Annotated in this window: 18 protein-coding genes; 6 read left to right on the top strand and 12 right to left on the bottom strand. The window is 74.3% G+C overall.

Annotated elements, in window-relative coordinates:
• Positions 1-20: 20 nt before the first annotated feature.
• The 7 genes from ABTY40_RS09945 to ABTY40_RS09915 form a co-directional block, all read right to left on the bottom strand.
• Positions 21-635: a cupin domain-containing protein gene (locus ABTY40_RS09945; protein ID WP_502990531.1), complete on the bottom strand. Its 615-nt coding sequence runs from the start codon at positions 633-635 to the stop codon at positions 21-23.
• 150 nt (positions 636-785) lie between these two features.
• A complete protein-coding gene (locus tag ABTY40_RS09940) occupies positions 786-857 on the bottom strand; it encodes a putative leader peptide (protein WP_310851512.1) in 72 nt (23 codons plus the stop codon).
• Positions 858-904: 47 nt separating this feature from the next.
• Positions 905-2,542, bottom strand: coding sequence for an FAD-dependent monooxygenase (locus tag ABTY40_RS09935; RefSeq protein ID WP_352059048.1), 1,638 nt, complete (start codon positions 2,540-2,542; stop codon positions 905-907).
• Positions 2,543-2,734: 192 nt separating this feature from the next.
• On the bottom strand, positions 2,735-3,625 hold the full coding sequence (locus tag ABTY40_RS09930; protein ID WP_345284190.1) for an amino acid ABC transporter permease: 891 nt from the start codon (positions 3,623-3,625) through the stop codon (positions 2,735-2,737).
• The gene (locus tag ABTY40_RS09925) at positions 3,622-4,296 is read right to left on the bottom strand and encodes an amino acid ABC transporter permease (RefSeq protein ID WP_352059047.1); all 675 of its coding nucleotides are present in this window, start codon (positions 4,294-4,296) and stop codon (positions 3,622-3,624) included. The genes ABTY40_RS09930 and ABTY40_RS09925 overlap by 4 nt, the downstream gene beginning before the upstream one ends.
• A gap of 120 nt (positions 4,297-4,416) precedes the next feature.
• On the bottom strand, positions 4,417-5,238 hold the full coding sequence (locus tag ABTY40_RS09920) for a glutamate ABC transporter substrate-binding protein (RefSeq protein ID WP_352059046.1): 822 nt from the start codon (positions 5,236-5,238) through the stop codon (positions 4,417-4,419).
• Between the two features lie 53 nt (positions 5,239-5,291).
• Entirely contained in the window at positions 5,292-6,077 is a 786-nt protein-coding gene (locus ABTY40_RS09915; protein ID WP_345284196.1) for an amino acid ABC transporter ATP-binding protein, read from the bottom strand.
• Between the two features lie 402 nt (positions 6,078-6,479).
• Here ABTY40_RS09915 and ABTY40_RS09910 point away from each other — a divergent pair, with 402 nt between their 5' ends.
• Together ABTY40_RS09910 and ABTY40_RS09905 are read left to right on the top strand one after the other, a co-directional pair.
• Positions 6,480-7,193 carry a response regulator transcription factor gene (locus tag ABTY40_RS09910; protein WP_352059045.1) on the top strand — a complete coding sequence of 238 codons (714 nt, stop codon included), beginning with the start codon at positions 6,480-6,482 and terminating at the stop codon, positions 7,191-7,193.
• Between the two features lie 39 nt (positions 7,194-7,232).
• Entirely contained in the window at positions 7,233-8,654 is a 1,422-nt protein-coding gene (locus ABTY40_RS09905) for a HAMP domain-containing sensor histidine kinase (protein ID WP_352059044.1), read from the top strand.
• A gap of 127 nt (positions 8,655-8,781) precedes the next feature.
• Here the strand turns inward: ABTY40_RS09905 and ABTY40_RS09900 are convergent, their stop codons facing one another.
• Entirely contained in the window at positions 8,782-9,780 is a 999-nt protein-coding gene (locus ABTY40_RS09900; RefSeq protein WP_352059083.1) for a TAXI family TRAP transporter solute-binding subunit, read from the bottom strand.
• A gap of 17 nt (positions 9,781-9,797) precedes the next feature.
• The gene (locus ABTY40_RS09895; protein ID WP_352059043.1) at positions 9,798-10,853 is read right to left on the bottom strand and encodes a LysR family transcriptional regulator; all 1,056 of its coding nucleotides are present in this window, start codon (positions 10,851-10,853) and stop codon (positions 9,798-9,800) included.
• Positions 10,854-10,923: 70 nt separating this feature from the next.
• On the opposite strand from ABTY40_RS09895, the gene ABTY40_RS09890 reads away from it, so the two are divergent.
• Together ABTY40_RS09890 and ABTY40_RS09885 are read left to right on the top strand one after the other, a co-directional pair.
• On the top strand, positions 10,924-11,541 hold the full coding sequence (locus tag ABTY40_RS09890; RefSeq protein ID WP_352059042.1) for a maleylpyruvate isomerase family mycothiol-dependent enzyme: 618 nt from the start codon (positions 10,924-10,926) through the stop codon (positions 11,539-11,541).
• A 151-nt stretch (positions 11,542-11,692) separates the two neighbouring features.
• Positions 11,693-13,153: a four-carbon acid sugar kinase family protein gene (locus tag ABTY40_RS09885; RefSeq protein WP_352059041.1), complete on the top strand. Its 1,461-nt coding sequence runs from the start codon at positions 11,693-11,695 to the stop codon at positions 13,151-13,153.
• Here ABTY40_RS09885 and ABTY40_RS09880 read toward each other — a convergent pair.
• The 3 genes from ABTY40_RS09880 to ABTY40_RS09870 form a co-directional block, all read right to left on the bottom strand.
• Entirely contained in the window at positions 13,138-13,782 is a 645-nt protein-coding gene (locus ABTY40_RS09880) for a response regulator transcription factor (protein ID WP_352059040.1), read from the bottom strand. The two genes, ABTY40_RS09885 and ABTY40_RS09880, sit on opposite strands and share 16 nt — an antisense overlap.
• Positions 13,773-14,951 (bottom strand): sensor histidine kinase, encoded by a 1,179-nt coding sequence (locus ABTY40_RS09875; RefSeq protein ID WP_502990530.1) that lies wholly within the window; start codon positions 14,949-14,951, stop codon positions 13,773-13,775. The genes ABTY40_RS09880 and ABTY40_RS09875 overlap by 10 nt, the downstream gene beginning before the upstream one ends.
• Positions 14,952-15,115: 164 nt before the next feature.
• Entirely contained in the window at positions 15,116-15,901 is a 786-nt protein-coding gene (locus ABTY40_RS09870) for a DedA family protein (protein ID WP_352059039.1), read from the bottom strand.
• A gap of 267 nt (positions 15,902-16,168) precedes the next feature.
• Between ABTY40_RS09870 and miaB the strand changes: the two genes are divergently transcribed.
• Positions 16,169-17,698, top strand: coding sequence for a tRNA (N6-isopentenyl adenosine(37)-C2)-methylthiotransferase MiaB (gene miaB, locus ABTY40_RS09865; RefSeq protein WP_352059038.1), 1,530 nt, complete (start codon positions 16,169-16,171; stop codon positions 17,696-17,698).
• 129 nt (positions 17,699-17,827) lie between these two features.
• Complete coding sequence (locus ABTY40_RS09860; protein ID WP_352059037.1) at positions 17,828-18,535, top strand: class III extradiol dioxygenase subunit B-like domain-containing protein; 708 nt, start codon at positions 17,828-17,830, stop codon at positions 18,533-18,535.
• Positions 18,536-18,609: the final 74 nt, after the last annotated feature.

Genomic DNA, 18,609 nt, shown 5'->3' with positions numbered 1-18,609 from the left:
GTCCCTCCTCGTCGTCGCGCTCACTGCCAGTCCTCCGGGCGCTCGACCTGCTCCAGGCGGAGCACCGCGCCGGTCCGGCTGAAGCGCCGGATCAGCGGCAGCGGCGGGTAGTAGGCGTGCACCGACACCGCGTGGGTGTCGGGAGACTCGTTGAGCACCTCGTGCACATGGTGACGGCCGAAGGCGCGGCCCTCGCCCGCCGGGAGCCGCCGCGGGCGGTCGACCCCCTCGGCCAGTTCCAGCGTCTTCCAGCCGCGTGCCGGGAGCCGCACCGCCAGCGCGTGCTCGGTCAGGGAACCGGCCGCCGTGGCGAAGGCACCGACCGACTCGGCGTGGTCGTGCCAGCCCGTGCCCGTGCCGGGCGGCCAGCCGATGAGCCAGGCCTCACTGCCACCGGGGCCGTCGAGCCGCACCCAGGTACGGCCCTCCGGATCGAGCGGCAGGGAGGCGACGAGCGCGCGGTCGGCGGCGGTGCGGCGCACGAAGTCGAGGAGATCGGCCGCGGTGGGGGCACCGGACGCGGCGCCGCGGGAAGCACCGCCCTCGGCGGACCAGCCCCGGGAGGCGGGGAGTTCGGGAGCGGCACCGGACGAGGGCACCGGGACGTGCGGGGGCAGGGGAGAAGACTGAGACACGAAAGGACCGTCCTGGGGAGCGCGAGTGGACGCGCGCGCCGGCCCGGCAGCGTCCGCGGGACCCGGGCGTCGGCAGGGCGGAAGCCGGAGGACGGCCGGGCAGGCGTCAGGACGGAAAGGCGGCAGGGCGCGCGCGGGAAAACGGCGGGATCAGCAGGACGGACGACACACGCAGCCCGCGTACCGCAGAAGGTCCATATGAACCCTCCGCCACAGGCGCACATCGGTGTCGGTCACGCTCCGGAGTACACCACGCGCGCCCGCCGGAATCAACGCACGTCCACCGTACGGTCGCTGCCCACGGCCACCGGGGCGTCCGGGGCGCCGCCGCGGACCGCGTCCGCGGCCGCGTACAGCTCCTCGGGGCGGACCCCCGCGAAGGAGGCGGCGAGGTGCCCGTCGGGCCGGATGAGCAGGACGGCGTGGGCGGCGGCGCCCGGGTACGCCTCCGTCACCAGGACCTCGGCCTTCACCGGCAGGGCGCGTACCGCCTCCTCCAGACGCGGCATCACCCCGGCGCCGCGCCAGTGCCGCCGGTCCCACACCCCCGTGCCCGGGGCGACCAGGAGGACCAGCAGGCGGCCCTGGCCCAGCCGGTCCCGGAGCCGTACGGTCGTCCCGTCCGGCGCCGTCACGCGGACGTCCTCGACCGGCGAGCCGGCCGGCGTGCCCACCGGGGCGTTCCCCTCGGCGGGCAGCGGCGCGAGCGGGGAGTGCGGATACGACGGAGGCGCGCCCAGCGGGCCGCGCCCCACCTGCGCGTCGGAGAGGAGGGCGTCGTGGCCGCGCGCGGCCCCCGGCAGGTAGCTCCGTAGCCCCCCGCCGCCGCGCAGCACCGGTAGCGAGTGGTCCGCCGCGCGCAGCCGGGCCGCGACGGCCGGGCGGCGCTCGCTCTGGTAACTGTCGAGCAGGGCGTCCGAGGCCCCCTGATGCCAGGTCAGGGCGAGTTTCCAGGCGAGGTTGTCCACGTCCCGCAGTCCCTCGTCGAGGCCCTGGGTGCCGACCGCGCCCAGCAGGTGCGCCGCCTCCCCGGCGAGCAGCACCCGGTCCACGCGCCAGCGCCGGGCCAGCCGGTGGTGCAGCGTGTACACGCCGGTGTCGAGGAGCTCGTACGGGGGAGTGGTGCCGTCGCACCAGCCGGCCAGGGTCTCGCGGATCCGGGTCACCAGCACGTCCGGGGTGACCAGCTCGCCCCGGGGCGGCAGCAGCCAGTCGATCCGCCACACCCCGTCGGGCAGCGGCCGGGCCGAGATCTCCTCGCCGCCGGCGCGCCACGGCGGCTGACGGTGCAGCAGGGCCTCGCCGGGCCAGGGGAGTTCGGTGCGGAGCGCGGCGACGGCGTGCCGTTCCACCGCCGTACGGCCGGGGAAACGGACGCCGAGCAGCTTGCGCACGGTGGAGCGGGCGCCGTCGCAGCCCACGAGATGGCTGCCGCGCCACCAGGTGCCGGCCGGGCCCCGGGTGCGGGCGGTGACCCCGTCACGGTCCTGCTCGATCGTGTCGAGCCGGGCCTCGGTCACCAGCTGGATCAGCCTCTCCCGGGAGACGGCGTCCCGCAGGCCCCGGGCGAGCGCGTGCTGCGGGATGTGCAGGGGGGCCGCCGGGCCGTCCGCCCCCTCCTCGCCCGTACCGGAAAGCCCCAGGTCGAGGGTGAGCCGGCGGACCACCTGACGGCGGCGCACGCCGCGCCAGGCGACCCAGCGGAGGCCCTCGTCACGCAGGGTGGTGCAGCCGAGCCGTTCGACCGTCGCGGCCATGTCGGCGCGGAGCACGACCGTGCGCGCGGGGCGGGGTTCCTCCGTGCCAGGACCCTCGTCGAGCACGACGCTGGGCACGCCCTGCGCCGCGAGGGCGAGGGAGAGCGCGAGACCGACCGGCCCCGCGCCCACGACGATCACCGGGTCCACGGCACGGCTCCTGAAGGCCGGACGGTCATGGGGACAGCACAGCTCAGTGTGGCACGGGCCCGGTGCTTGATCACAGACCGTATGCAACCCACCGGAGGGTTTCGCGTCAAGTGACGGGGTGGGCGTGGTGCGGCTGACGTGAGGTCAGTGCCGCACCCGCCCGCTTCGGTCCTGTCGCGGACCCCGTCCGGGTCAGACCTCGCTGACGGCCTGCGACGACAGCTCGGGCGCGCCGCCCTGGGCGGGGACCTGCGCGACCGGGGTCTTCCGGCCCTGCCGGAGCCGCTTCTCCAGCCATCCGGCGAAGCTGGTCAGGAGGGCGTTGAGGACGATGTAGATCAGCGCGATCACCGTGAGGGTGGCGATCGTGTTGGCGCCGTAGTTGGCCGTGATCTGCCGGTTCTGGCTGAGCAGCTCGCCGAAGCCGAGCACCGCGCCGCCGAGCGCCGTGTCCTTGACGATGACCACGAGCTGGCTGACGAGGGCCGGCAGCATGACGGTCACCGCCTGCGGCAGCAGGACGTACAGCATGCTCTGGCCCTTGCGCATGCCGAGCGCCACGGCCGCGTCGCTCTGACCCCGGGGCAGCGAGAGCACGCCGGCCCGGACGACCTCGGCGATCACCGAGGCGTTGTAGAGCACCAGGCCGGTGACGACCGCGTACAGCGGGCGGAAGTCCGAGCTGACGGTGGTGAACTTCGCGTAGAGCTGGCTCGCGAAGATCATCAGGAGCAGCACCGGGATGGCGCGGAAGAACTCGACGATCGCGCCGACGGGCACGCGCACCCAGCGGTGGTCGGAGAGCCGGCCGATGCCGAGGGCCGCGCCGAGGGGCAGCGCGATCAGGATGGATAGCGCGGCGGCCTTGAGGGTCTCGGTGAGGCCGGGCAGGAGGTACGTCGTCCATACCTCGGCATCGGTGACGAAGGGGCTCCACTTGTCCGCGTCCAACTGGTTCTTGGCGGCCAGGGCGGAGAGCACCCAGTAGGCCACCAGACCGAGGACCGCCACGAAGGCGATCGTGTAGAGGACGTTGCGCCGCTTGGCGCGCGGGCCGGGAGTGTCGAACAGGACGGAACTCATCGCTTCACCGCCAGTCGCTTGGCCGCCCAGCCGAGGATCAGGCCGGTGGGGAGGGTGAGAACGATGAAGCCGAAGGCGAAGAGGGCGAAGACGGCGAAGAGCGCGTCGGCCTCGTTCTCGATCATCTCCTTCATCAGGAACGCCGCCTCGGCGGCGCCGATCGCGGCTGCCACGGTGGTGTTCTTGGTGAGGGCGATCAGGACGTTGGCGAGCGGGGCCACCGCGGCGCGGAAGGCCTGCGGGAGGACGACCAGGGCGAGGACCTGGGTGAAGGTCAGGCCCAGCGCGCGGGCGGCCTCGGCCTGCCCCGGCGGCACGGTGTTGATGCCCGAGCGCAGCGCCTCGCAGACGAAGGTGCCGGTGTACGCGATGAGGCCGAGGACGGCGAGCCGGAAGCCGATGTCCTCGGAGCGCTCCCCGCCGAGCGTGATGAGCAGGGTCTGGTTGAGGCCCAGCAGGCAGCCGACGATGACCACCGTCAGCGGGGTGTTGCGGACGATGTTCACGTACGCGGTGGCGAAACCGCGCATCAGCGGGACCGGGCTGACCCGCATGGCGACCAGGGCCGTGCCCCAGATCAGCGAGCCGATCGCCGAGTAGAGGGCGAGTTTCGCCGTCACCCAGAAGGCGCCGAGCAGGTCGTACTGCCCGGAATCAAGAAAGTCGAACACGATGCCCCGCGCTCTCCCCTGGTGGTCGGTCGGTGTGGAGGCCGGTGCGTGGGCAGCGGCCGGTGCCGGTGTGACGGCCGCCCGCGAACGGGGCGGCCGTCACGGACCGGGCGGGGTGGCTCAGCCGGTGATCTTCGGCGCCGGGTCGTTCTTGTAACCCGAGGGGCCGAAGTGCTGCTTGACGAGCTTGTCCCAGGTGCCGTCGGAGACCATCTTCTCCAGCGCCTTGTTGATCTTGCCCTTGAGGTCGGCGTCGCCCTTCTTCAGGCCGATGCCGTAGTTCTCGTCGCTCAGGGAGAGGCCGGCGAGCTTGAACTTGCCCTGGTGCTCCTTCTGCGCGGCGTAGCCCGCGAGGATGGAGGCGTCCGTGGTCAGGGCGTCGACGGCCTTGTTCTCCAGGCCGGTCAGGCACTCGGAGTAGCCGCCGAGCTGCTGGAGGTCGGCCTTCGGGGCCAGCTTGTCCTTGACGTTCTGCGCGGAGGTGGAGCCGGTGACCGAGCAGAGCTTCTTGGAGTTGAGGTCCTCGACCTTGGTGATCGAGTTGTCGTCGGCGCGCACCAGCAGGTCCTGGTGGGTCACGAAGTACGGGCCGGCGAAGTCGACCTCCTTGAGGCGCTTCTCGGTGATCGAGTACGTGCCGACGATGAACTTCACGTCGCCGTTCTTGATCATGTTCTCGCGCTCGGCGGAGGGCGCCTGCTTCCAGTTGATCTTCTCCTCGGCGAAGCCGAGCTCCTTGGCGACGTAACGGGCCACGTCCACGTCGAAGCCGGCGTACGTGCCGTCCGGAGTCTTCAGGCCCAGGCCGGGCTGGTCGAACTTGATGCCGATGTTGATCTTGTCGCCGTTGCTGCCCGAGTCGGAACCGGAGCCGCAGGCGGTGGCGGTGAGCGCGAGGACGACGGCGGCCGAGGCGGCGGCGGAGATCTTGCGGAGCTTCATGGAGGAACGTCCCTTGACTAGCGTTGAGTTGGGAAGGATAGGTCCGAACTCGCTCAGTGGTGAAGGATCTTGGACAGGAAGTCCTTGGCGCGATCGCTGCGCGGATTGCTGAAGAACTCGTCGGGCGTCGCCTGCTCGACGATCCGGCCGTCGGCCATGAACACGACCCGGTTGGCCGCGGAGCGGGCGAAGCCCATCTCGTGCGTGACCACCACCATCGTCATGCCCTCCCTGGCCAGCTGCTGCATGACCTCCAGGACCTCGTTGATCATCTCCGGGTCGAGCGCGGAGGTCGGCTCGTCGAACAGCATGACCTTCGGGTCCATGGCCAGCGCGCGGGCGATCGCCACACGCTGCTGCTGGCCGCCGGACAGCTGCGCCGGGTACTTGTCCGCCTGCGTGGCCACGCCCACCCGGTCGAGCAGCGAACGGGCCTTCTCCTCCGCCGCCTTCTTCTCCGTCCTGCGGACCTTGATCTGCCCCAGCATCACGTTCTCGAGCACCGTCTTGTGCGCGAAGAGGTTGAACGACTGGAAGACCATGCCCACGTCGGAACGGAGCCGGGCCAGCTCCTTGCCCTCGGCCGGCAGCGGCTTGCCGTCGATGGTGATCGTCCCGGAGTCGATGCTCTCCAGCCGGTTGATCGTCCGGCACAGCGTCGACTTGCCGGACCCGGAGGGGCCGATGACGACGACGACTTCACCGCGGGCGATCGTGAGATCGATGTCCTGGAGGACATGCAGCGCGCCGAAGTGCTTGTTGACACCGGACAGTACGACCAGATCGTCCGCGGCCCGCGGTGCGTCCCCCGGACCCTTGGACACTGACACTCCGCTCATCGGCCTCTTGCTCCGTCCTCCTCGGTTGGGGAGGACACTAGAGACCCGGTGTGACGACCGTCATCACATCTGAGCGGAAATTGAGGATAACGATCCGGCCGCAAACGGACACAGTGCGTGAACGCGACTCCGGTGCCGTACGCGGGCGCGGCCGTACGTCCGTACGCCGTGCGCGGGCGCACCGCCACTCCACGCGTCCGTCCATACCGGCTGCGTAACGGAAGCACTCCCGCCACCGGGGGACACTTGACTGTGACGCCGACCATCGGCGTTCATGCCCTGGTACCACCTGGTACACAGAAGGGCGCCACGGTGCTGCCGACCACGGTGCCAAGCGGCACCCGGCCCCGGCCGGCCGGCGGGCCGTCCCCCGGCCGCCCACCATCCACGGAGGAGGAACGCATGCGACTGCTGCTCGTCGAGGACGACGACCACGTCGCCGCCGCCCTCTCCGCGGTGCTCGCCCGGCACGGCTTCGCCGTCACCCACGCCCGCAACGGGGAGGAGGCCCTCCAGGCCGTCCTGCCCACCGCCCAGGGCGAACGGCCCTCCTTCGGCGTGATCCTGCTCGACCTCGGCCTGCCCGACCAGGACGGCTACCAGGTCTGCGGCCGCATCCGGAAGCTCACCATCACTCCCGTGATCATGGTGACCGCCCGCGCCGACGTACGCTCCCGGATCCACGGTCTCAACCTCGGTGCCGACGACTACGTCGTCAAGCCGTACGACACGGGCGAACTCCTCGCCCGCATCCACGCCGTCAGCCGGCGCAGCACCGGCCCCGAGGAGACCGCCCCCGGCGGCTCCGCCGGCTCCGGCAGCCTCCTGCGCCTCGGATCCGTCACCATCGAGCTGCCCACCCGGCGGGTCAGCGTCGACGGTGAGAGTGTCGCCCTCACCCGCAAGGAGTTCGACCTGCTCGCCCTGCTCGCCCAGCGCCCGGGCGTCGTCTTCCGGCGCGAACAGATCATCAGCGAGGTCTGGCACACCAGTTGGGAGGGCACCGGCCGCACCCTGGAGGTGCACGTCGCCTCCCTCCGCTCCAAACTGCGGATGCCGGCCCTCATCGAGACCGTGCGGGGCGTCGGCTACCGCCTGGTCGCCCCGGCGTCCTGACCGACGACCACCGACCCCCGACGACTGGCCGGCCGACCCGTGCGCACCCGACTCCTCCCGCTCCTCATCGTCCTGATGGCGGGCGTGCTGCTCGCCCTCGGCTTCCCGCTCGCCGCCAGCCTCGCCGCCTCCGAGCAGCAGCGGGTCGTCGTCGACCGGCTCGACGACACCGCCCGCTTCGCCGCCCTCGCCCAGTTCGTCAGCGAGAACGGCCCCGGCATCGACGAACGCCGTACCACCCTCAGGGGCGAACTCGACAGCTACCACGGCGTGTACGACATCCGGGCCGGCGTCTTCTACCGCGACGACCGTCCCATGGCCACCGCCCCCACCGACTGGGCCGTACCCGCCGAGGGCGAGGGCCGCCGCGCCTACCACGAGTCCCTGCTCGGCCGCCGCAGCCACGACCCCCCGCAGGTCTGGCCGTGGCAGAGCGACGCCCGGCTGTTCGTCGCCTCGCCGGTCGTCCGGGACGGCGACGTCGTCGCCGTCGTCGTGACCGACTCGCCCACCGGGCACCTCCGCTCGCGAATCCTGCGCGGCTGGCTGCTGATCTTCGCCGGGGAGGCGGCGGCCATGCTGCTCGCCGTCGGCGCCGCCTTCCGGCTCACCGGCTGGGTCCTGCGACCGGTCCGCGTCCTGGACGCCGTCACCCATGACATCGCCACCGGCCGCATGAACTCCCGCGTCGCCGCGGCCGGGGGCCCGCCGGAACTCCGCCGCCTCGCCCGGTCGTTCAACGAGATGGCCGACAACGTGGAGGAGTCGCTCGAACAGCAGCGGGCGTTCGTCGCCGACGCCTCGCACCAGCTGCGCAACCCGCTGGCCGCGCTGCTCCTGCGGATCGAGCTGCTGGCCCTGGAACTGCCCGAGGGCAACGAGGAGATCGCCTCCGTCCGCACCGAGGGCAAGCGGCTGGCCCAGGTCCTCGACGACCTCCTCGACCTGGCGCTCGCCGAACACACCAAGCCGGAGCTGCGCTTCACCGACGTGGGCGCGCTCACCGCCGAGCGGGTCGCCTCCTGGCGGCCGGTCGCCGAGGACAAGGGCGTCCGCCTCACCGGATCCTGCGGCGCCGCGACGGCCTGGGCGGACCCGGTGGCCCTCTCCAGCGCGCTCGACGCGGTGATCGACAACGCGCTGAAGTTCACCCCGGCGGGCGAGGAGGTCACCGTCTCGGTGGTCCCGGCGGGGGAGAACATCGCCGTCGTCGTCTCGGACCGGGGCCCCGGCCTCACCGAGGAGGAGCTCGGCCGCGTCGGCGACCGCTTCTGGCGTTCCGGCCGTCACCAGAACGTCAAGGGCTCCGGCCTCGGCCTCTCCATCGCCCGCGTCCTGCTCGCCGCGGGCGGCGGCGGCGTGGCCTTCGCCCCGAACGACCCGCACGGCCTGCGCGTCACCGTCACGGTCCCCCGGTACGCCCCCACGGACGGCCCGGGCACCGAGAGCCGGACGGACTGACGCGGGTACGGGGCCGGGGCCGCCGCCGTGGTCCGTCACGCGCCGGGCACCGGTCGCGGGCCGTGGCCTCCGGCGGCTCGTGCCGGCAGGGGGTTGACCGACCGGCGGCCGCGCGCCGCCCGTACCGTCAGGGCTTGACCGACCGGTAGTACCGTCGTGCGCCCTCGTGGAGCGTCAGCGGCTCCGTGTAGATCGCGGTGCGCAGGTCCACCAGCTGGGCCGGGTGGACCTGGCCGCCGATCCGGTCCCGGCTGCCGATCACCGTACGGGTGAGGCCCTCCACCAGGTCCGGGTCGGCCTCGTCCGTGGTGACGAGGAGGTTGGCGACGGCCAGCGTCTCCACCGGCCGGCCGTCCTGCGCGTCCGCGTACGCGTCGGCGGGGATCACCGCCGAGCGGTAGTGGCGGGTCGCGTCACCCGCCTCGTGCAGCTTCTCGACCAGCTCCGCCTCCAGCGTGATCAGCCGGATCGGGAACCGCTGCGACAGCTCCTGCACGGCGTGGGTGGGCAGACCTCCCGACCAGAAGAAGGCGTCGAGCTCGCCCCGCTCCAGCAGCCCGGGCATCGTGTCGATGCCCGCCGAGACGGCCCGCACGTCCCGGTCGGGCGCGAGACCGGCCGCCGCCAGGACCCGGTCGGCGATCAGCCGGACGCCCGAACCGTCCTGGCCGACCCCGACCCGCAGCCCGCGCAGGTCCGACACCTTCCACAGCGGGGAGCCCTCGCGGACCACCAGCTGCACATAGTCGTCGTACAGCCGCGCACAGCCGCGCAGCCGCTCGTGACCGGGCCGGCGCTCCCGCTCGTACTCGGCGACCGCGTCGGCCGTCGCCACGGTGAAGTCGGCCTCCCCGGAGGCGACCCGGGCCAGGTTCTGCTGGGAGCCCTCGCTGTCCTTCAGCGTGACGGACACCTCCGGCAGGTCCCGGGCCAGGGCCTGGCGGAGCAGCTCCCCGTACCGCTGGTAGACGCCGGTGGGCACGCCGGTGCTGAAGGTGACGGAACCGTGGGGGGCCGAGCCGCCGAACGGCACCAGCCACCACGCCAGGAGCCCGCACACCACGAGCAGCGCCGCCGCGCCCGCGAGGAGGCGGCGGCGGGCGGCACGGGAGAGGGAGGCGAGCATGCCGCGATCCTGCCAGCTCACCGCCGCTCCTGGCCAGATTCTTCCGGTCGGGGCCCGCCATCGGCCCCCGCCCGGGGCGCCTGCGCCGGCACCGCGACCGGTTCGGACATGCGCTCCGGGGGGCCGGAGCCCGGGGCCGGAATCGTCGTTTCGTGCGGGGTCGGAAGCGCCTCCCGCAGGCGTCCGAGGAGCTCCCGCGCGGCCGGGGCGGGAGGGGTGCCGGCCCGCCAGGCGAGGGCCACCCGGCCGCGGGCCGCCGGAGCGGCGAGCCGCAGGGTGACGACCCCCAGCTCCCGGGCCGCCTCCGGGGTCAGGGCGGGGAGCACCGCCACGCCCATGCCGCGGGCGGCGAGCCGGGCCAGCATCAGGGGGGCGGCCGCCTCGAAACCGACCTCAGGGGTGAAGCCGGCCTCCGCGCACAGCCCGTCGAGCACTCCGCGCACCCCCGTCCCGCGCGGCAGCGAGATCAGGCGCCGCCCGCGCAGTGCCGTGAGGGGCAGACCGCCGGTGGCGGCACCGGGCGCCCCGGTCGCCACGGCCAGGGGATCGCCTGGGGCCACGGCCGCGACCAGCGGGCAGTCGACCACGGGCCGCAGCCGGAGGCCGGGCAGCGGGCCGGGACCGGGGAGCCCGGCCAGGGCGAGGTCCAGCCGTCCCTCCCGCACCGCGGTCAGCATCTCCTCGGAGCCGCCCTCCGAGAGGGCCACCTCCACCCCCGGATGGTCCGCGTGGAAGTCGGCGAGGAGCCCCGCGAGGTCGAAGAGGGGGGCGGCGCCGGGAACCAGACCGAGGGAGACCCGGCCCCGCAGCAGCCCGGCGAACTCGGCCGCCGTGTCCCGCACCGCCTCGGCCGCCGCCAGCGCCGCACGCGCGTACGGCAGGACCGCCGTACCGACCTCGGTCGGGGTCACCGCGCGGCCGGTCCGGTCGAGGAGCCGCTGCCCCAGTTCCCGTTCGAGGCGGGCGATCTGGGCACTGAGGCCGGGTTGTGCGAGCCGCAGCCGGGCGGCGGCCCGGGTGAAGCTGCCCTCCTCGACCACCGTGACGAAGTAGCGCAGCCGGTGGAGTTCCATAAGCGCTGATTCTAGGAACGAGCACCAACCGGTCTTGGACGTATGGGCCGGCCGCGCGGAGGCTGGTCGCATGGGTATCAGGGACGAGATCACGGCCGAGCGGAGGGACCTCGCGGACCTCCTCGACACGCTCACCGAAGCGCAGTGGGACGCGCCCAGCCTCTGCGAGGGCTGGCGGGTACGGGAGGTGGCCGCCCACCTCACCATGGCCATGCGCCACCCCGCCCGGCGGCTCGCCCGGGAACTCCTCCGGGCGCGCGGCAGCCTGGACCGGATGACCGACCGCCTGGCGCGGGCCGACACCGCCTGCCTCGGCGCCCGGGAACTCGCCGAGTCCCTGCGCGCACAAGCCGAGCACCCGTGGAAGATGCCGATCGGCGGGTACGACATGGTCCTCGCGCACGACGTCGTGCACGGCCTGGACATCACGGTGGCCCTCGGCCTCGACCGGCGGGTCCCGGAGGACCGGCTCCGGACGGCCCTCGCCCGTGTCCGCCCGCGCGGCGCCCGCTTCTTCGGCGCCGACCTCTCCGGCGTCTCCCTGCGCGCGGACGACCTCGACTGGTCCTTCGGCTCCGGGGAACCCGTCACCGGGCCCGCCCAGGAGCTGCTGCTCCTCGCCTTCGGGCGGACGGTGCCGCCGGGCCGGCTCCGGGGCGGGCCGGCCGGGCGGTTCGTACGCGCCTGACGGCGGCGGCCGGGCCGGGGAACGCTCGGTGATCCCGCACGTCTCGCCATCCGGTCCCTGAGAGGTGGTTGCCCTCCACCCCCGGTGGCCGCCAGGGTGGGGGCGTCAGGGTGGCGGCCGTGGACCACCCACGAGCCGAGGAACGCCGACGATGCAACTCCCCGCCCCCGCCTCCCTGTCGCGTGTCGCCGTCCTCGCCGACGACCTGACGAGCGCGGGTGACGGAGCCGCTCCGTTCCGCCGGGCCGGGCACGCGGCCCGCGTCCTGCCGGCGGGCACGGACCTCGAAGGCGTCGCGGAGGAGAGCGGGGTCCTCGCCGTCGACCTCGGCAGCCGGCTGCTCGGCGAGGCCGCCGCCGTCGCCCGCACCCGGGGCGCGGCCCGCGTCCTCGCCGGGGCCGACCTGGTCCTCAAGACGGTCGACTCCACCCTCCGCGGCCATGTGGCGGCGGAACTCCGCGCGGCACGCGAGGCCTCCGGCCGGCGCGCGGTTCTGGTCGCCCCCGCGTTCCCCGCGGAGGGCCGGACCACCGTCGCGGGGGTCCAGTACGTCCACGGCGTACGCGTCGACGCGAGCGACTTCGCCCGCGACCCGGTCCACCCCGTCCGCACGGCCGACCTGACCCGGCTGCTGCCCGAAGCGATCCTCGTCGAACCGCACGGCCCGGCCGGGGCGGAGCCCGCCGAACGGGAGGGCCGCCGGCCCGGTGACGACCCCGCCGGCCGGCGGGCCGAGTCGCGCGCGGGCGGTGCCGGACTCTCTGCCAGGGCCGGTCACGCCGAACGGCAGGGGCGCGCGGTCGGGGACGGTCTTCCCGACCCGTACGGCCAGGCCGGCCGGCGGACCGAGTCGCGCGCGGACCGGGACGGCCACGCCGGATCGGCCCGGCCGGGCCGGGTCCTCCGGTCCGACGGGACCGCCGGGCTCGACGCGCTGCCCGGGCTCCTCGCCGCCGGCGGGCTGGTGGTCTGTTCGGCCGCCACGGACGCCGAGCTCGACCGGATCGTGGCCGCCGTGCCCGATCCGCGTGAGGTGCTGTGGGTGGGCTCGCCGGGCCTCGCCGCCGCCCTGGCCCGCCGCCACCCCCGTACCCCGGCCGTTCCGCCGGGCCGTCTCCCGGCCGCCGCGCGCCCCCTGATCGCCGTCGGCAGCGCGAACCCGGCGACCCGCCGCCAGCTCGCCCGGCTCACGGCGGAGCCCGGGACCGCCGCGGCCGTGGCGGACGACCCCGAGGCCGCCGCCGGCAAGCTGCGGGCGGCGGAGGCGCCCGTACGGATCCTGCACACGCCGGAGGAACGGCTCGCGGACCCGGACGAGTTGACCGCGCGGCTGGCGTCGGCCGCCGCCCGGCTCGCCGCAGACGGTTCCGTCGACGGGCTCGTCCTCACCGGCGGCGCCACCGCCGAGGCCGTCCTGCGCGCCCTCGGCGCCCAGGGCATCCGCCTCCACGACGAGCCCGAACCCGGCGTCGCCCGCGGCGTCCTGCTCGCCCCCGCCCCGGCGCGCACCCCCGTCCCCGTCCTGATCAAGGCGGGAGGCTTCGGGGACGAGGACACCTTGCTGCGCCTGTGCGCCCTCCTCCGTGCCGGCGGGGGTCACGACTCCAGGTAGCGGAGCACGGCCAGGATCCGGGGGCTGTACCCCTCCGTCCCGCGCAGCTCCAGCTTGTCGAAGACCGAGTTGAGGTGCTTCTCCACCGCGCTCAGCGAGATGTGCAGCTGTCCGGCGATGGCCGTGTTCGTGTACCCCTGCGCCAGCACCTCCAGGACCTCGCGCTCGCGCGGGGTCAGCCGGGCCAGGGGATCGGCGTGCCCGCTGCGGACGACCAGTTGCCGTACGACCTCCGGGTCGATCGCCGCGCCACCCGCCTCGATCCGCTCCAGCGCCCCCAGGAACTCGTCCACCTCGGCCACCCGGTCCTTCAGCAGGTACCCGACCCGCTCGGCGCCCGCCGAGAGCAGCCGCGCCGCGTAGCTCCGCTCCACGTGCTGCGAGAGCACCAGGACGCCCACCTCCGGGCACCGCTCGCGGATGGCCACGGCCGCCCGGAGCCCTTCGTCCGTGTGGGTGGGCGGCATGCGGATGTCGGCGACGACGACGTCCGGACGCCGGGCCTCCACCTCCGCGACCAGCGTCTGCGCGTCCCCGAGGGCGGCCAGCACCTCGTGGCCCTCCTCGACGAGCAGCCGTACCAGCCCCTCCCGCAGCAGGGTCGAGTCCTCGGCCAGGATCACGCGCACGGCAACTCCGCGGTGAGAGTGGTGGGTCCCCCGAGGGGGCTGTCGATCCGCAGCACGCCGTCCAGGGCGGCGACGCGGCTGCGCAGTCCGGTCAGTCCGGTGCCGGCCGGGTCCGCGCCGCCCCGTCCGTCGTCCTCGATCCGTACCGTCAGGACACCCCCGGCGAGCGTGACGCGGACGGAGACGGCGGTCGCCGCCGCGTGCTTGGCCGCGTTCGTCACGGCCTCCGAGACCACGAAGTAGGCGGCCGTCTCCACCGGCCGGGGGAGCGGGGTGTCCACCTCGAACCGGATCAGCAACGGCAGCGCGCACCGCTGTGCCACCCCGCCCAGTGCCTCTTCGAGACCGAGGCTGTCGAGGGCCGAGGGGTACACGCGCCAGGCCACGTCGCGCAGTTCGGCCAGGACCCCGCGCGCCTCCTCGTGCGCCTGGCGCAGCAGCGCGTCCGCCCGCCCGGGGTCCCGCTCCCGGCCCCTGCGTGCCCGTCCGATCAGCATGGCCAGGGCCACCAGCCGCTGCTGGACCCCGTCGTGCAGGTCGCGCTCGATGCGCCGGCGCTCGGCGTCCACGGCCTGCACCACGGCGGCCCGGCTGCCCGCGAGTTCGTCGATCCGCCGGCGCAGCAGCTCGCCCTCGGACGGGCCGAAGCACTCGCGGGCGAGACGGGCGTCCAGGGCGGTCAGCGCGTACAGGCCCTGGACGTCGAGAAACAGCAGCACGCCGCCGAGGAGCAGCTGGCCGAGCAGCTCCGCCCAGCCGACCGAGCCCCGGACCACCGCCGCCGTCAGCAGGGCGGCCAGGGCGGCGCCGAAACCGAGCAGCCCGAGCACCACCCCGCAGACGAGCCCGGTCCAGCCGCGCACCGCCACGTACCGCAGCAGCCGCCGCTCGGAGGTCTCGTACGCGGTGGGGAAGCGGTCGCCGAAGAAGAAGGCGCGCCGGGCGCGTTCCAGGTCCGCGAGCCGCCGCGCCCCGGCCACCAGGACCGCCAGGGCACGCGCCCGCGTGCGGGGCCACAGCAGGAAGGGCCCGAGCCCGCCGCCCACGAGCAGCAGGTGGAGGACGGCGAGAAGGGCGGTCGGGACGCCCGCGAGGACGCCGAGGGCCCGCAGCGCGGCGCCCGGACGGACGGCCGGCGCCGTCGGCCCGCCTTCTCCGTCCTGCCGCACGGCACCCGACCCTAGTGCGGGCGCCGGGGCCGGACAAGATCGTCCCGGTGCACCAGGAAGTCCGGAGCCACTGGGACCGCCGGGCCCCGGGTCCGTGCCCGGCCCGCTCTCAGGAACCGGCGTCCGCCGGATCTTCCGCCGGTCCTCCTGGCGCGCCCTCGCGCTCACTGCGTCCGGCGGTGCTGCGCCTGCCGCCCGCGCGCCCGGTCGCGCCGCCCGCTCCGACCGGACCCGGAGTCCGGGTCCGAGCCCGTGTCCCCACCCGACCGGCGCCCCCGGACCCGTACCGCGATCCAGGCGCCCACCGCCACCACCGCGAGGACGAGCACCACCTTCGACAGGATCCCCACGTACCGCTCCACGAGGTCCCACTGGTCGCCGAGCAGATAACCGGCCGTGATCAGGACGCTGTTCCAGATGAGGCTGCCGAGGGCGGTGAGGAGGAGGAAGACGTGCGTCGGCATGCGTTCGAGGCCGGCCGGCACCGAGATGAGGCTGCGGAAGATCGGCACCATCCGCCCCAGGAACACCGCCTTGGTGCCGTGCCGGGAGAACCACTCCTCGGTGCGCTCCAGGTCCGACACCTTCACCAGCGGCAGCCGCTCCCAGAGGGCGTACATGCGCTCGCGGCCGAACAGCGCGCCGATCCAGTAGAGCGCCACCGCGCCGACCACCGAGCCGAGCGTCGTCCAGAACAGGGCGGAGACGAGGGTGATCGAACCCTGCCCGGCGGCGAAGCCGGTCAGCGGGAGGATCACCTCGCTCGGCAGCGGCGGGAAGAGGTTCTCCAGGGCGATGGCGAGCCCGGCCCCCGGCCCGCCCATGGTCTCGACCAGGTCGGTCGCCCAGCCGGCCACCCCGCCGGCGGGTTCGGCGGCCTGGGCGAGGATCTCTCCCGGCGGACGGGACAGGGGCTCCGGGGCGGTGACGGCCGTGGACGAGAGACGCATCGTGGGACTCCGAGTCGGCAGGGGACGAGGACGAGGAACCGGAGCGGTGTCCGCGCCGGTGCCCTCCACGCTAGGAACGCCGGCCCGGCGCCGGTATGCGTCTTCCCGCCCGGTCCCGTGCCGTTCCCCGTACCCCCGACCCTGCGGAAAACCGCACCCGGGGGACCTCGTCGCGAAACCGCCCCCGGGTCCCCGACCCTGCGGGGGCGGGTGCCCGCCCCGCTCCGCCGGACGGAGGCCTCCCCCGGACCGCCTACCCTTGGACGCATGACGAGCAGCAGCGACCGGAGCCCCGCAGTGAGCGTTGAGGTACCCAAGACCTACGAGATCCGCACCTACGGGTGCCAGATGAACGTCCACGACTCCGAGCGGCTCTCCGGTCTGCTGGAGGACGCCGGCTACGTCCGCGCCCCCGGCGGCTCGGACGGCGACGCCGACGTCGTCGTCTTCAACACCTGCGCGGTCCGCGAGAACGCCGACAACAAGCTCTACGGCAACCTCGGCCGGCTCGCCCCCATGAAGACCGCGCGCCCCGGCATGCAGATCGCCGTCGGCGGCTGCCTGGCGCAGAAGGACCGCGACACCATCGTCAAGAAGGCCCCCTGGGTCGACGTGGTCTTCGGCACGCACAACATCGGCAAGCTGCCGGTCCTCCTGGAGCGCGCCCGCGTCCAGGAAGAGGCGCAGATCGAGATCGCCGAGTCCCTGGAGGCGTTCCCCTCCACGCTGCCGACCCGCCGCGAGTCCGCGTACGCGGCCTGGGTCTCCATCTCCGTCGGCTGCAACAACACCTGTACGTTCTGCATCGTCCCGGCCCTGCGCGGCAAGGAGAAGGACCGCCGCCCCGGCGACATCCTCGCCGAGATCGAGGCCCTGGTCGGCGAGGGCGTCTCCGAGGTCACCCTCCTCGGCCAGAACGTCAACGCGTACGGATCCGACATCGGTGACCGCGAGGCCTTCTCCAAGCTGCTGCGCGCCTGCGGGAAGATCGAGGGCCTGGAGCGGGTCCGGTTCACCTCCCCGCACCCGCGCGACTTCACCGACGACGTGATCGCGGCGATGGCCGAGACCCCCAACGTCATGCCGCAGCTGCACATGCCGCTCCAGTCCGGCTCGGACACCATCCTGAAGGCGATGCGCCGCTCGTACCGGCAGGAGCGTTTCCTCGGGATCATCGAGAAGGTGCGCGCGGCCATCCCGCACGCCGCCATCTCCACCGACATCATCGTGGGCTTCCCCGGCGAGACCGAGGAGGACTTCGAGCAGACCATGCACACCGTCCGCGAGGCCCGCTTCGCGAACGCGTTCACCTTCCAGTACTCGAAGCGGCCCGGCACCCCGGCCGCCGAGATGGAGAACCAGATCCCCAAGGAGGTCGTGCAGGCGCGCTACGAGCGCCTCGTCGCCCTCCAGGAGGAGATCTCCTGGGAGGAGAACAAGAAGCAGGTCGGCCGCACCCTGGAGGTCATGGTGGCCGAGGGGGAGGGCCGCAAGGACGGCGCGACCCACCGCCTCTCCGGCCGGGCCCCCGACAACCGGCTCGTCCACTTCACCAAGCCGGCGGAGGAGGTCCGCCCCGGCGACGTGGTCACCGTCGAGATCACCTACGCGGCCCCGCACCACCTCCTGGCCGAGGGCCCGACGCACGCGGTACGCCGCACACGCGCGGGCGACGCCTGGGAGCGCCGCACCACGGCGGCGGCCGCCAAGCCGGCCGGGGTCCTGCTCGGCCTTCCGAAGATCGGCGTCCCGGAGCCGCTCCCGGCGGCCGACGTCCCGGCCTGCGGAACCCACTGAACGGAGACGGGGGACCGCCCCGGGCCCGCCGACCCCGGAGGGCGGCGGCCCCCGGGGGTACGGGACCCCGTCCCGCGCCGTCCTGCGCGTCCGCCCCCGGCGGCCGGTCGGGCCAGTAGGCTGCGGATCATGCTTGTCGCCGCAGCCGTCTGCCCCTGTCCGCCGCTTCTCGTGCCCGAGGTCGCCACCGGCGCCGCGTCGGAGCTGGAGGCCGCGCGGGCGGCCTGCGTCGACGCCGTGGGACTGCTCGCGGCCTCCCGCCCCGACCGGCTGTACGTGGTCGGGCCCGCGGAGGAGGGCGCCGGGGGCGCCTATCCGGCGGGCTCGGAGGGTTCCTTCGCCGGGTTCGGGGTCGACCTCTCCGTACGGCTCGGGACCGGGCCGGGCGGGGACCGCCCGCTGCCCGCGCCGCTCGCCGTCGGCGCCTGGCTGCTCGACCGGGCCCGATGGGCCGCCGCGCCCGTCGAGGGCCGGGGCGTCGCCGCGACGGCCGCCCCGGAGGACTGCGCCGCGGCCGGGCGCGAGCTCGCCGCCGCAGCGGGCCGGGTCGCCCTCCTCGTGCTCGGGGACGGCAGCGCCTGCCGCAGCGTGAAGGCGCCGGGCTACTTCGACGAACGGGCCGCCGGTTTCGACGCGGAGGCGGCGCGCGCCCTGGGCGCCGCCGACGTGCCCGCGCTCCTCGCGCTCGACGCGGAACTCGCCTTCGCGCTCCAGGTGGCCGGCCGTGCCCCCTGGCAGGTCCTCGCCGGCGCCGCCGAAGGCGCGGGCCTCGACGGCCGTCTGCTCCACGACGACGCGCCGTACGGCGTCGGCTACATGGTCGCTGCCTGGTCCTGACGCACGTCCTCCCCGGGACACACGCCTTCCCCGCGACCGGCGTCCTCCCCGTCACGGACGACGGCGACGCACGG

Source organism: Streptomyces sp. NPDC126503, assembly GCF_040302405.1.
In the GTDB taxonomy this organism is placed as follows: domain Bacteria; phylum Actinomycetota; class Actinomycetes; order Streptomycetales; family Streptomycetaceae; genus Streptomyces; species Streptomyces gulbargensis.
This window is presented reverse-complemented; position numbering and strand designations above follow the sequence as displayed.

Bases quoted from the DNA above. Each gene is read 5' to 3' on its own strand.
- ABTY40_RS09910 (WP_352059045.1), top strand. From the start codon at position 6,480: ATGCGACTGCTGCTCGTCGAGGACGACGACCACGTCGCCGCCGCCCTC.
- ABTY40_RS09885 (WP_352059041.1), top strand. From the start codon at position 11,693: ATGCAACTCCCCGCCCCCGCCTCCCTGTCGCGTGTCGCCGTCCTCGCC.
- miaB (WP_352059038.1), top strand. From the start codon at position 16,169: ATGACGAGCAGCAGCGACCGGAGCCCCGCAGTGAGCGTTGAGGTACCC.
- ABTY40_RS09900 (WP_352059083.1), bottom strand. From the start codon at position 9,780: ATGCTCGCCTCCCTCTCCCGTGCCGCCCGCCGCCGCCTCCTCGCGGGC.
- ABTY40_RS09915 (WP_345284196.1), bottom strand. From the start codon at position 6,077: ATGAGCGGAGTGTCAGTGTCCAAGGGTCCGGGGGACGCACCGCGGGCC.
- ABTY40_RS09895 (WP_352059043.1), bottom strand. From the start codon at position 10,853: ATGGAACTCCACCGGCTGCGCTACTTCGTCACGGTGGTCGAGGAGGGC.
- ABTY40_RS09890 (WP_352059042.1), top strand. From the start codon at position 10,924: ATGGGTATCAGGGACGAGATCACGGCCGAGCGGAGGGACCTCGCGGAC.
- ABTY40_RS09920 (WP_352059046.1), bottom strand. From the start codon at position 5,238: ATGAAGCTCCGCAAGATCTCCGCCGCCGCCTCGGCCGCCGTCGTCCTC.
- ABTY40_RS09870 (WP_352059039.1), bottom strand. From the start codon at position 15,901: ATGCGTCTCTCGTCCACGGCCGTCACCGCCCCGGAGCCCCTGTCCCGT.
- ABTY40_RS09930 (WP_345284190.1), bottom strand. From the start codon at position 3,625: ATGAGTTCCGTCCTGTTCGACACTCCCGGCCCGCGCGCCAAGCGGCGC.
- ABTY40_RS09860 (WP_352059037.1), top strand. From the start codon at position 17,828: ATGCTTGTCGCCGCAGCCGTCTGCCCCTGTCCGCCGCTTCTCGTGCCC.